This window comes from Chryseobacterium sp. Marseille-Q3244 (genome assembly GCF_940807095.1).
GTDB lineage: Bacteria > Bacteroidota > Bacteroidia > Flavobacteriales > Weeksellaceae > Chryseobacterium.
This window is the reverse complement of record NZ_CALNWX010000012.1, coordinates 115,251-128,246: the sequence shown is the minus strand read 5'-3', so window position 1 is coordinate 128,246 and position 12,996 is coordinate 115,251. Positions and strand designations below refer to the sequence as shown.

Here is a 12,996-nt window from a genome sequence, read left to right as displayed (position 1 = left end):
GTAAATGCATTATACCTAAATACCAACCTGCTTCCAAGCAATTATATATATCACAAGCAAACCAATCATATTTTAACATTTCGTTAAAAAAAATAAAACCTCAACAAATATCACAAGATATATTATTTTCATAGCAAAAAACAATAACACACACTAATCATGCAAGTTGCCATTAAAAACAATCCATTATTTCACAATTTAAAAATATCACCTAAAAGAGATTTGTATTAAAATAATCTTAAAATTCATTAAAAAAGCACTCAATAATAATTATTTTTCTATATTTTTGCCAAAACATTTAAAAAAAGCAACATGAGAAAATATATTTTATTTTTTTTATTCTGTGCAGTAACCCTAAACGCACAGGTTGGTATTAACACCACAACTCCCAATAGTACTTTAGCGATTAACGGATCTTTAAGAGCCGGCTATAAGGAAGTATCAACAACTACTTACTCTGTTTTAGCTACTGATCATTATATTACTTACAATGGAACAGCCAATACTACATTTACCCTACCGGTTATTGGAACCGGAACGACAAGTTATACGGGAAGAATTTACAAGATCAAGAATATCTCCTCTTCTTCTATTACTTTACAGGCATCAAGTGGTAACACCCTAAGAATTGATAATACACCGGTTACTTCTTTTGTCATTCCTTTAGGAGCCTATGCTGAAGTGGTAAACAATGGCAATTCCACAGGTGGAACCTGGGATTTATCTTTCACCGTACTCCCTAAACCAAGTAATGTGGAAATTTATGGAGCACAGTTATCTATTCCTCCTCATGGAGGTGGAAGTGGGGCCATTGCTGACTGGACTAACCATACCGTTACGACGTATGATACAGGGACTGGAACTGACAGATGGTGGGTAATCAGTAAAACTTCAATAAACAATGCCCATACTGCTGCATATTCCAATGCAAGTAGAATGACCATTGTTTATGAATATCAGGGAACACCATTTAATGTAACAAATATGTATCCTACTTTAACAGCAGGAAATAATTCAAGTTTTCCCGATGTATTTACAGCATCATTTGTAAGTCTTGCCAATGATGGTACTGCTGGGAGAACAAGATTGACCGTATCTGTTGCCCGTATTGACTTTATTGGAACCAATGGAGCTAACAACAGTAACTGGACCGGTACTTTCCTACTGAACTTACTATTAGCAAGAAAATATTAAAAATACGGTAAAGACACTCTCGTAAAACCTGAGAGGTTGTCACCCGAAATCTATATATACTCCTTCAATGCTACTATTGGAGGAGTTTTTATTTTTGAAAATAGACAATTAAATTTTAAATTAAAACGGAAGACATCATAGGAGAAAAATCAGGGGTTTTAATGTTTTTATGATGATTTCATCTATGCTACGATTCTGATTATGAAGTATTTTTTATACCTTTAAGTATCATTTAACCCTATTCAAAAACAATAATGAAAAAAAATACGCTAACCAAAGACAGTCTCTGGATGAAAGAACCGGAAGACCACGATTTTCCTGCTGCACTTGATTATCTAGAGCTGCTCTTTACTCCTGATGAAGCACAGAAAATTGTTGAAAGTTTAAAAGAGGCAAAAACGATTACTAAAAAATCTAAGGATATTCTTCGTGCCAGTAAGCTAGCTTTACTTCCAGATACCAATATTCATGTTAAAGAGAATCTGAAAAAGGTAGAAAAGAATAAAAAACTGTCTCCCATTCTGCTGGTAAGAGGCCAGCACGAACTTATTATTGCTGATGGTTATCATCGTTTGTGTTGCAGTTATTACCTTACAGAAGATCTGGAAGTTCCATGCAGGTTGGTATAGCATATATTGTGATAGAGGTTAAGCTTTTAGTAATTTAAGAATAGCCTCATCAAAAGTTGGGTAAGAAAACTGAAAACCACTTTCAATGAGTTTTTCAGGGTAAACATTACGGCTTTTCAACAAGAGTTCAGTTTCAGTTTTCAGAAATATGGAGGCGATCTCCAACTGCCATACCGGAGCATTTAACCCAAATGGAGCTCTGATTTCTTTTCTTAGTTTTTTCATCATGGCTTCATTAGATAATGGAGCGGGAGCTGTTATATTTATAGAACCTTCCACATTCTTATGTTGAATAACCCAGTCTATAGCCCTGCAGAAATCATCAATATGAATCCAGCTTACCATCTGATTTCCTCTTCCCTGTTTTCCACCCATTCCTAATTTTGTTATCATTTTCAGTTTTGGAAATGCTCCCCCGTTATTTCCCAATACAATGGAAGTACGAAGTGCAACTTTTCTTATACCTTCATTTTGGATTCTAAAAAATTCGCTTTCCCAGATTTTACAGATATTCATTGAAAAGTCATCACCGATAATTCCGTTGTCCTCTATATTCAAGTGTTTTTCTGAATGCACATAAATGGTAGCAGAACTTGCATTCAGCCAAATTTTTGGAGAAACAGAACAACGATTAACAGCTTCTTGTAATATTCTTGTACTGTCAATTCTTGATTCATAAATTTCTGCTTTATTCTTTTCATCATAACGGCAATCCACGGATTTCCCTGTAAGATTGATGAGTACATCTGCTTCTTCAAGAATATTCTTCCATTCTCCTATTGTTTTCGCATTCCAATAAATTTCATTTTTACGAGTAGGCTTGCGCGTCAGAATGTAGACTTGATCTCCTTTTCCTGTAAAATATTTTTCTAAGTTTTTACCAAGAAATCCGGTTCCGGCGGCGATAATTATTTTCATTTTTTTGAAGTTTAGGAAAGTGAGTTATTTTAAGTTTGAGTTTTGGGGTGTGGGTTGTGATCTGGAGTATTTTAGATGATGTATTTTTTTGTTTTCACTTCTATTTCTGAACCTTCAGCCAGCATTACCGAAATGGGCTCCTGATGATTAAGACATTGAAAGTCTTTTCCGTAAATCTTTTGAAAATCGATTTCCAATTGATAATCTTTTACCTGATAACAGTCCCATTTTGGGTGACAAACTTCATATTCTGAGGTTTTATCTTCTTTTTTGGTAAAACCATAATAATGTTCCGTAATGAACTCAAATTCTGAATTTGCATCCATGGGTTGTGCCTTATTTTCTGCTGTAATCTGAATAGAATTCCACTTTTTGTCTTTCCATGAATACCGGATCAGCAGTTCATCTTCTTGTTGATGAATTTCGTTTTTCATTGGCATTGTATGGTAGTTTTCTTTATAAATAGAATTGGCTACAAAACTTAAAGCCGGCTTAGGAACAATTTCTTTGATAAAAACTACTCCTCTTTTCCATTCTCCATTTTCATATTTCCTGACATAAAATCTAAGGTTTACTTCTTCAAAATTACGATGAAAAGGAATAGGTAAACCCAATAATTTCGTATTTAAAAACATAAAGCCAACTAGGCTTACATAACATTTGCCTTTATAGAAATCGAGTTCTGTACCTTCCGGTAGGTATTTTAATAATACCTCTGGATTGATTTCGTAATTGATGATGGCTAATTTTCGCCATTCTGCTTTTAAAAAATTCATGATGTGGGTGGTTTATGGGTTGTTGTTTGTTGTATGGTTGTTGTATGGTTGATCGAATTTTATTCTATCCTGGGGTTAAATCTAAATCGCCACTTCGTGGTTGGATTGGTGTTGTTGTTAGTGTTCTGATTGTGGTTGTGAGTTTATTGATTCTGCAGTTATTTTTATTAATTGGTTTCTTTCCAGAAGAAATTTTTTGAGATAATTTTTAAGAAATAACTTATTGAACATTTTTCCTATTATTCCTAATGGAGATTCGAAATCAAAAATATCAGTCATCCGTGTTTTTCCATCTACTGTTTTAAAAATATGCTGGTGGTACAATGATTTGAAGGCTCCTTTCTGCATTTTATCAGTAAACTGATTAGGCTTTTCCATGCTGATAATTTTTGTGGTGAGGGTTTGATATATTCCTAAATGTTTTGCTCTCCAGGTTACAGTTTCGTTTTCCTCAATCAAACCGGATGTACGTCCTGCGATAGCTTTTTCATAGGTTCGCGAGGTTGACTCTTGGTGCAGATCTATATTTCTTGCTAAATCAAAAACGGTTTCAATATCAGCGTCGATCAGAGTTTCTAAATAAATTCTAGACATATCAAAAGGGGTTATTTTATAATTTTTAAAGAGTAGTCAAAATGATGATGACGAGTGCTGCTACCCTAAACAGTATCCAGGAAATACTAGGAATGTAGTTTAGTTTTAAGATCCTGCATCTTCTCAAATGCTCCAAAAACATGATGATTACAACAATTCCGAAATAAATGAGGTGAAAAACCGAGGTAATGTTCACAAACAAAGCTGGAATCAAGAGAAGTGTCCCTATTAAAGAAACGGTCATCATATTGCCTAGGTAATCCCAAATCTTATCTTTTAAATATCTCTTTAGAAATAGGGTTTGCCAAAGGACCTGTCCTAAACATACAGCTAATTCTCTTAAGAAATTGGGCGTTAAATTAACCCCAAGCTTTCCTGAATATAAACTTAAAACATAAGCTGAAAAGAACATTACAAAAGCGATATAAATCAGTCTATATTTCAGATTAAAATCAGGTACACAAGATTGTTCTGTATTATCTTTTTTAGATGGAATAATCTGTTTTCGGTTATAGGAAACAAAGGAATATACTTTTTTAAAGAACCAATACAAAGGTTGTATTCTGGCTATTGTTTCTAATAATGGAAATGAGTTTCCAATGATTAGCAACAAACTATCTAAGCCATAAACTACTCTATTCTTATCATGATCTACCAAAGCAATTTCGTTTTTTGCCCGGTGAAAATCCACAAGATCTTTATTTCTGACTGATATTTCCGTAAAGGCTTCTCTTCCGTTTTCATCCAGCATACCATATTTTGTAAAGCCTTTGGAATACATTGCACACATAGGACATTCATTGTCGTAAATCAGGGTGTGGTTTTTGAGCGTTTTCATGACATTTATTTTAAAGGTTGAGAAAATCTCCTCGGGTTCGTTTGTGTTTTGATCTGAAAGTAAGATACATCCAGATCTTAAATATCAATGTTTTCATTTTTGATATGGTTTTCTTTATTCAATGCATGTTTACGTCCTTTCAGGAATAATAATAGATTTAAAAGCATCATTATTCCAAGATAAATGGAAAAGCCGCCAATCTTTTTACTCAGCGCTACAACCAATCTTTCAATACTTTCAATTTGAAAAAACTCGATAATACACAACGCAAATCCGATATTCAGAAGGTAAAACCCGATCTTAAAAAGGGAGTTGGTTGCCATAGCGATGTCTTTTTTCTGGTGGAAAATATCAACCATAAATGCCTTAGAATTCTTGAACAGAAACTGAGATACCAAAACTGTAAGGGTAATTACAATGGGTAAATAGATCATGTAAGCGGAAAAATTATACGAGGTGGTTAAAACAGTAAGTATCATAATAATATTATTTAAAGGTTAGTTTTTTTCTCAAAAAATAAAGGGTAAAAATGTTCATATAGTGCAATCCACATAATATCAATACAATACTTCCAATGCGTATCGCTGTTATTCTTATCATCTCATCTATATTCTCTATCTTTTCCCAACTGGTAAGGCTTACAGCGATGTATCCTAAATTCAATAAATAATAACAACCAAGAAGAATTCTATTGATAGTCAGACAGAGAGTTTCATCATGAAGCAAATATTTCAGATAGGCTTTTCCTGCCTGATAACATCTTCTTCCTACGTCAATTGTAATGTAGAAACTGATGCTAAGGAAAACCAGATATTAAATAATATTGAACATTTTAAAAATATTATATTTTCAATAATTTTTGAAAGTTTATCTGAAATAAAAAAGGACCTTCATCCCTTTCTATTTTATTTCAACAGGTTGGTAATTTTACCTACCAACCAGTGATCATCACTTTTAATTGCCAGATCCATGATATTGTTGATTTTCCCGGTTACAGAGCTGAAATCATCCATCAACTTAATGAATTCTTTTGCTTCCTCCGAATCATTATCTTCAATATTCCTTAGCTCTTCAAGAAAGGAGATTACCGGCTCAATTTCTCTTTTCCTACGTTCTTTGGTAATTTGTTTAAAAAGATACCATACATCTTTTTCTGCTACGAAGTATTCTTTACGATCCCCTTTAATAAATTCTTTCCTTACAATACCCCAATCAATTAAAGCACGAAGATTCATATTGGCATTTCCTCTCGAAATTTCCAGCTGTTCCATCACCTCATCTGTAGACAATGGTTTACCACTCGCCAAAAGTAATGCATGGACCTGTGCCATCGTACGGTTGATTCCCCAATTGGTAGCAAAAGTTCCCCAGGTCTGAATGTATTTTTCTTTAGCTTCTGAAAGTTGCATTTTGTTTGTACTTTAAGTTTCTGATACAAATGTAATTATATTTTTTGAATTTTCAATAATTTCTGAAAATTAATTTTAAAATAAAACAGACATCCGCTTGAATGCCTGTTTTACTGTAGTTATTTAATTTTTAATAATTTTAAAAGTATCCCATTGTTCACCATATCTGCATCTCATTAAATAAGCACTTTGCGGATAAGACGTAATATCAATTTTATTTGTCCCTTTAGGCAATTTTTCTTGTCTTATTAAAATTTTACCACTGAAGTCATATAAATACAACTCATCAATTTGTTTATTTGATTGTATATTAATCACTCCTTTTGTAGGATTCGGATAAATTTTAATCTTGGGGTTTTCTTCATTTTCTAATTCTATTTCAATCTTTTTATTGATATATTCATTCTTAGAAGGTGCCTGGCAGGAAGGTATTGTTGAACGCTGTAAAATTAATCTTAATAACAGTTCATTTAATTTTTCTACTTCATAAGAGTCTGTTGTTGGTTCAATATGATTATTTCCAATCCCACTGTGATTGGTAAGAAATGTATAAGTCCCATTTGTAAGCAGGGCAAAAGTCCTCATCAGATATTCTGTCTGCTTATCTGTATCACTTGCAGCCAGTGGAATTATTGTAATCCCTTTCTGTGCTGCCAGCTTTATCTTATCGTACAATTTATTAATATTCTCTTCTGAATAGTGGGGCGGGGCATCCAGAATTAAAAACATAATTTTAGTAGAATTTCCTTTGCTCCAGCTCAATTTATCTATTGAAGAATCTAATGCTTCTACCACGGCTTCAGGAAAATCTCCACCACCACCTGCTCTTTGTTTTTTTATAAAGTTAACCAGATTTACAGCTTTATCAGAAAAATCAAATTCTCTTGTTACATATTCATCACCTTGATCCCTGTAAAAAACGGATCCGTATCGAACATCTGTAGTATTGGCTAATTTTTTCTCAACTTTTTTCAATACATCCAATAATTCAGATTGTAAATAAGTGATTTCATCTCCCATAGAACCTGTAGCATCCACTATAAAAGCTAAATCCAGATTTCTTTTTTCAAGGCAAGGGACATCAAGACTAATTACATTTTGTCCTTTCTTAAATAAAGTCACATTACTTGATAATATTTTCCCTTTATCATCTGTAATAAAATACTTTTTTGATGAAGATTTATCATCAATTCTCGGAGCAATCCACAGTTCAGCACTTCCTTTATTATCAGAAACAGCTTGCCATACTATTTCTTTCTTGTCATTCAACAATCTTAATTTCTTACCAATGACTGGTTTTTTATTTTTATTAACTAGCTGAACTGAAACTCTTCTATCTGGAAATAGTTTCCATTCTTCTTTATATTGAGATAAAGCAGGAGCAGCCATATCTTGCCAATAATCCCATTTTGAAAAGTCATTCACCTCTCCTGCAGTTAATTTCCCTGCTTCAGGAAATTCATCCTTATCTTTTTTTGAACCTTTTGATTTTTTTACTATCGAAACTTTTGTAGAAGCTACTCCACTTCTTACAGTACTTGAAATTTCTGAAGCGACCATCGCTTTCGGTTTTGGACAACCATTATATTCTGGTCCTCCCGGAACAGTAGGACAGGCATCATCTTTATCCAGAACTCCATCTCCATCGGTATCCGGCCATGGACAGCCATTATTCTCAGGAGGTCCAATTACAGTTGGGCAGGCATCGTCTTTATCAATGACTCCGTCCCCATCAGTATCAGGCCACGGACAGCCATTATTTTCTAACGGTCCTGCAACAGTTGGACAGGCATCATCTTTATCTGCCATACCATCTCCATCGGTATCAGGACAGCCACTAAATTCAGGAAGTCCTGCTATTTCAGGGCAATGATCATCTTTATTAGGAACGCCGTCCTGATCTTTATCTTTTCTTATACTGTATGTTTTGTTTTCATTTGAAGAATCTGAAGCATTTTGAGTTTTACAGCTCACTAATAAAGTAAGCCCTAATATGGTTATAATCGTTTTTTTCATGCGTTATAAATTTCTGTGGGAAATTATTAAAATTAATTTAAATGAAATTGATAAAATTTTCAACCATAAAAACCGCTCCATAACTGATGAGGCGGTTTTTAGGTTTGACTTATACTTAATAAATACTATGGAGTAATAGTAGTATTTATACCTTGGTTCCAATACTTTGACTCCGGCATATAATAAAGATAAACATTGCTTGATTTTCCTGTATATGTTCCTGCAAATTCTACTTTCAGATCAAGGTTGATGGTTTTTGTTTCTTCAGCATCAAAATGTTCCCAATACAAAACCAGATAATTGTCAAATATCTCATAATAAGAAATTTGTTTTTTATCTATTAGATTTTTTAGTAAAGACGTTTGCAGAGTCAGTCCTGCAGGAATACCAATTTTAGCAACTGTCATAGGCAACTGATTATTCACTTTGTTTTTAAGGGTGACTGTCATTCTGTTGGTTTCTCCTACTCTGGAATTTTCGGACATTAATTTCGTCTCCATGGTTAAAGGAATATCCGAACTTTCCGGCGCCTTCAGAGTATAATATTGATACTCTAACTTATAAAGAAGCCCTGTCTGTGAAGGGTAATCTATATTAATGGTATTGTTCCCGGTTTTGTAAGCAGATGCAATATTTAAACCAGATGATACTAAAGCGTTGTTTATTTTAATAACAGGTCTATCAGTTCTAAATAGCTTTTCATTTTTAATAAAAAACTGAGACAACGCCTGTAAAGCCAAACTTGTTGCCTGAGTTGATCCAAATCCATAGCCTCCATTGTAACTTAAAAGCTGATCTGCTGCTTTTGCGATAGTTTGCTGATTAAGTTTTTCATCTTTCTGAAGTGCCATCATATACAATGAAAGTGCTTCTGCATTGGCTGAATATCCTCCGGAACCCGTAAAGGTAGTTGCAACGTTAAATTTTTGATTTTCAAACTGATTATTTAAAACAAACATTAAGTTATCATATTCCTGATGTTTTCCAAGATTCGCTGCTGCATTAGCCAATAAAGCCAGTTGATAAGAATCTTTTTTCAACAAGGCTCTTTTCAGCATTACTTGATAAGAATCTTCAATTTCAGTTTTAAAGCCTAACTGAGATAATGCATAGAGTACATACATATTTCTTGACCAATCGTATTCTGAGTATGATCCTGTTTGGGATTCATAATATCTTCGTACTCCAAAAAGTCCATTCCTTGATTTTTTTGACAAAATAAATGATGATAATCCTTGAATAATCTTTGGATCAATCACAATATGCCTTTTCAGATCTGTAAACTCGAGTAAAGCAAATGCAGAAAGAGAGACATCTGACTCAGTTGTATTAAAGTATCCAACACCGCCGTCTTTATTTTTATAGCTTAACATTTTCTGGAAGCCTTTTTTCAGATTTTTGATCACAAGGCTTTCTGTGGAACTATCAATTTTCTTGCTTAATTTTAAATAATCCAGAATAAAAATATTAGGATATACTGTTGATGACAGCTGCTCAAAACATCCATGCGGTTCTCTCTTCAACCTTTCAAGATCATCAAGCATTTTCAAAGCGGCATTTTCAAATACATAATAAGATGAAAACAGGCTTCCATTGATATATTCAGGAATTGTAAACTGAATTTTCTCCGCCTTGTTATCTATTAAAGAAAACTGATGTAAAAATCCTTTCTCTTCAACCTTAAAAGGAAGAATCATTGTTTCCCTGAAATCTCCAGATCTTATAATAAACTGAATATTAGAATTTACTACTTCATCTGTCTGTATTTTAACAAATAATCTTCCTGACTCCAAAGGTTTTAAAGTAATCAGGCTATCTGATGACATCAACTTTACATGATTGGGAACAATAACGTCCATTACCATTTTTCTGGTTTCTCTGGAATTATTTTTGATCACTACAGGAATAAGCATTTCGTCCGTTCTTGTCAAATACTGTGGAATCTTAGCATCAATAGATATAAGGCTTTGTGCTGCATAAGTGGTTTCTTCTCTGCCTATCAATCCGGACGCTGAAATTCCTTCTGTCATCGCTCTGAAGGTGGAATTGACATCTGAATTATAGAATTCTACTTTTGCTTTACCTTCTTTATCAGTTTCCACTACAGGATTCCAATAAATAGCTTCTCTGTAATCAAATCTATAAGAAGTATTAGTTGTTTTATATTCGGGATAGACAAATTCTTTATTTACCGAATATTTGATAAGTTCATCTGTAGGAATAGATAGAACTGCAAAATAAGATTTAGGGGTGATATCCAGCTTATTCTGAGCCAAACTATTAGAAAATGAATTAATAATGACAACTCCATTAACGGCTCTGCTCCCGTAAATGGCTGTTGCCGCCACATCCTTCAAAACTGTAACGCTGTTAATATCATTGGGATTGATGGCTGTATTAAAATTTTCTACCGGAACTCCATCTACCACAAATAATGGACTTTTGTTTGATATTGATGAAGTCCCTCTGACCACAAAATTTCCTTTTTGCTGTTCTCCAGCCGGAGTTACAGTGACTCCTGCAACTTTTCCCTGTAATAATGACCCATAATTAGAATCTTTAATTTCAGAATTGCCAATAATGCTTACCGAAGAGGTACTTGTCTTTTTATTCATCAAAGTTCCGTATCCTACCACCACAACTTCCTCAATATTTTTTCCAGAAATAGTATCCTTCTTTGTATTATTTATTTTTGGTGGTATTTGTTTCAGTTTTTCTTTGATTTCAGCTTCTTTTATAATTTCTTCTACATTTATGTTATTTAGCTTTTGCTTAACAAGCGGATTTATCTCCAATTTATATGACAAAACTCTTATTTTTACTTTATGTTTAGGCTGAATGGATTTAGCAATCAATTTGTAAGAATTACTACCTTCCATCCCTGAGAAATAAAACTGACCATTTTCTGTTGTTGCTTGTTTAAGAATCTGGCCTCCATACGATTCTACAAGAAAAACATTGGCTTTTACCGGTTTCTTATTCTCATCTTCTACGACTCCATATACTGTCCCTCTTTTTTCCGGCAGAAATTTGTATTTACCTGTTTTAACAATCTCCGGAATCAGTTCAAAATACCTGTATCCATTGGTGAGCATCACAAGATCCAGACTTTTTTCTGCTTTTTCTTCTTTTTTATCAAAATAAAACTGAGGCTTTTCAATCTTTCCTTTCAGTTCAGAATCCATCAGGAACCATGAACTGATATGATTCTGTTTATCGTCAGCATAAGTCCAAAGCTTATCATCCACTACACTTATGGCAAGATTTGCTGGTATTGGTTGGTTATTTTTATCAGTAGTCTCAATATTCAGCACTACTTTTTCTCTTGGCTGATAATAATCTTTTACAGGCTTTACCTTGATATTCAGTTGCTGATCTTTATTGGTAAAGACAATACGTTCTGCAAGAGGAATATTATTTTCAAATAACGTAAAACGACAAATTCCAACCGGCAGATATTTTTCTGGCAGCTCCAATGAGTTGATCCCGTTTTGTAAAGAAATCTCTTTGCTGTAAATTTCTTTATCACGGAAAAATCCTTTTAAAACGATATTCTTTTCCTGTGTAGTCACCGTTTTCAATAAAAGTATTCCATTTTCTTTTTTGATATTCAACATCAAGCCATTATTTTTAGACTCAGGAAGATGATAAATCTGTGTAATATTTTCAGGTTTTACAACTTTTGCATAATATGTTTCTCCTATTTTCGGAGTAAGAAAGAAGCTTCCCATCCCGAAATTATAAGTGGAAACTTCAGATATTTTTTCATGGTTCTGATTATAAATACCCAAAACTGCGTCTACCGGTTTTTCATATTCATCCAATATTTTGAATGCAATATTCTGTTCTGTTCCGTTGATAAAAGTTCCTCCTTCAGGTAAAAATTTCACATCCAGATTGTTCAGTACAATAGGAATATTTCTTGAAATAGATTCTGTAAATCCATCAAAATTAACTTTAATATTTAAAAGTGCATCTGAGGATTTTAAGGATTTGGGAAGTCTGAACTGCAATAGTTTTTTTCCTTCCTTGTCTGTAATAAGCTTGCCTTCAGTAACAATTTCCCCATTATAAGTTACCACATAATCCGCTTCGTAAAAAGGAATGGGTAGATTACCCAGACTTCGCATTGAAAAGTCTGCGGTGACTTCATCACCGGAGCTATATCCTTTCTTTGGAAAATCCAGCTTCATTAAAATCCTTGGAGATACTATTTTCTGCAAGGTAATTTCTTTTTCAAAAGCATTTTTTCCTTCCTCATTCTGCATCCAGTTGGTATAGGCTCTAATCTTGTAAACACCACCCTTCATATCATCAGCGAAAGAGAAGTATCCGTTGGCATAGCCATTGTTAATTTTATATTTGGACTTTGTTAAAACACTTCCGGAAGGGTCAATGATTTCAAAATTGACCACCCTGCTTTCACTTGCCGGAAGATTATTCTTTCCCTGCACTACATATATTTTAAAATACATGTCCTCTCCCGGTTTATAGAAAACATGATTGGTCTGAATATATGTTTTTTCTTTTTCAAAATCCTTAAATGAATCCTGTGCCTTTAGCAATACTGATGAAAACAATAGGCTCAGTGATATGATATATGATATAAATTTGAAATTCAT

At 33.6% G+C, this 12,996-nt stretch carries 10 protein-coding genes and 1 pseudogene; 2 read left to right on the top strand and 9 right to left on the bottom strand.

Features of this window, described 5'->3' with window-relative positions:
- Nucleotides 1-312: 312 nt before the first annotated feature.
- The gene (locus NBX25_RS18770) at nt 313-1,194 is read left to right on the top strand and encodes a hypothetical protein (RefSeq protein ID WP_123910891.1); all 882 of its coding nucleotides are present in this window, start codon (nt 313-315) and stop codon (nt 1,192-1,194) included.
- Nucleotides 1,195-1,448: 254 nt separating this feature from the next.
- Nucleotides 1,449-1,823: a hypothetical protein gene (locus NBX25_RS18765; protein ID WP_250254902.1), complete on the top strand. Its 375-nt coding sequence runs from the start codon at nt 1,449-1,451 to the stop codon at nt 1,821-1,823.
- A gap of 18 nt (nt 1,824-1,841) precedes the next feature.
- On the opposite strand, the gene NBX25_RS18760 is transcribed toward NBX25_RS18765, so the two are convergent.
- The 9 genes and pseudogenes from NBX25_RS18760 to NBX25_RS18720 form a co-directional block, all read right to left on the bottom strand.
- Nucleotides 1,842-2,741 carry a TIGR01777 family oxidoreductase gene (locus NBX25_RS18760; protein WP_250254900.1) on the bottom strand — a complete coding sequence of 300 codons (900 nt, stop codon included), beginning with the start codon at nt 2,739-2,741 and terminating at the stop codon, nt 1,842-1,844.
- Nucleotides 2,742-2,812: 71 nt separating this feature from the next.
- On the bottom strand, nt 2,813-3,517 hold the full coding sequence (locus NBX25_RS18755) for a YqjF family protein (protein WP_250254898.1): 705 nt from the start codon (nt 3,515-3,517) through the stop codon (nt 2,813-2,815).
- Nucleotides 3,518-3,634: 117 nt separating this feature from the next.
- A complete protein-coding gene (locus NBX25_RS18750) occupies nt 3,635-4,111 on the bottom strand; it encodes an SRPBCC family protein (protein WP_250254897.1) in 477 nt (158 codons plus the stop codon).
- Nucleotides 4,112-4,136: 25 nt separating this feature from the next.
- A complete protein-coding gene (locus tag NBX25_RS18745) occupies nt 4,137-4,949 on the bottom strand; it encodes a DCC1-like thiol-disulfide oxidoreductase family protein (protein ID WP_250254895.1) in 813 nt (270 codons plus the stop codon).
- A gap of 77 nt (nt 4,950-5,026) precedes the next feature.
- Nucleotides 5,027-5,428: a hypothetical protein gene (locus NBX25_RS18740; RefSeq protein WP_123910886.1), complete on the bottom strand. Its 402-nt coding sequence runs from the start codon at nt 5,426-5,428 to the stop codon at nt 5,027-5,029.
- A gap of 426 nt (nt 5,429-5,854) precedes the next feature.
- Complete coding sequence (locus tag NBX25_RS18735; RefSeq protein ID WP_123910884.1) at nt 5,855-6,358, bottom strand: GbsR/MarR family transcriptional regulator; 504 nt, start codon at nt 6,356-6,358, stop codon at nt 5,855-5,857.
- Nucleotides 6,359-6,481: 123 nt separating this feature from the next.
- Nucleotides 6,482-7,918 carry a T9SS type A sorting domain-containing protein gene (locus NBX25_RS18730; protein ID WP_349815585.1) on the bottom strand — a complete coding sequence of 479 codons (1,437 nt, stop codon included), beginning with the start codon at nt 7,916-7,918 and terminating at the stop codon, nt 6,482-6,484.
- A pseudogene (locus NBX25_RS18725) lies at nt 7,901-8,269 on the bottom strand (thrombospondin type 3 repeat-containing protein); the annotation flags it as partial. The pseudogene NBX25_RS18725 and the gene NBX25_RS18730, both read right to left, overlap by 18 nt.
- Nucleotides 8,270-8,499: 230 nt before the next feature.
- Entirely contained in the window at nt 8,500-12,996 is a 4,497-nt protein-coding gene (locus NBX25_RS18720) for a TonB-dependent receptor plug domain-containing protein (RefSeq protein ID WP_250254893.1), read from the bottom strand.

Bases quoted from the DNA above. Each gene is read 5' to 3' on its own strand.
- NBX25_RS18770 (WP_123910891.1), top strand. From the start codon at position 313: ATGAGAAAATATATTTTATTTTTTTTATTCTGTGCAGTAACCCTAAAC.
- NBX25_RS18755 (WP_250254898.1), bottom strand. From the start codon at position 3,517: ATGAATTTTTTAAAAGCAGAATGGCGAAAATTAGCCATCATCAATTAC.
- NBX25_RS18765 (WP_250254902.1), top strand. From the start codon at position 1,449: ATGAAAAAAAATACGCTAACCAAAGACAGTCTCTGGATGAAAGAACCG.
- NBX25_RS18720 (WP_250254893.1), bottom strand. From the start codon at position 12,996: ATGAATTTCAAATTTATATCATATATCATATCACTGAGCCTATTGTTT.
- NBX25_RS18760 (WP_250254900.1), bottom strand. From the start codon at position 2,741: ATGAAAATAATTATCGCCGCCGGAACCGGATTTCTTGGTAAAAACTTA.
- NBX25_RS18750 (WP_250254897.1), bottom strand. From the start codon at position 4,111: ATGTCTAGAATTTATTTAGAAACTCTGATCGACGCTGATATTGAAACC.
- NBX25_RS18730 (WP_349815585.1), bottom strand. From the start codon at position 7,918: ATGGTCGCTTCAGAAATTTCAAGTACTGTAAGAAGTGGAGTAGCTTCT.
- NBX25_RS18745 (WP_250254895.1), bottom strand. From the start codon at position 4,949: ATGAAAACGCTCAAAAACCACACCCTGATTTACGACAATGAATGTCCT.
- NBX25_RS18740 (WP_123910886.1), bottom strand. From the start codon at position 5,428: ATGATACTTACTGTTTTAACCACCTCGTATAATTTTTCCGCTTACATG.
- NBX25_RS18735 (WP_123910884.1), bottom strand. From the start codon at position 6,358: ATGCAACTTTCAGAAGCTAAAGAAAAATACATTCAGACCTGGGGAACT.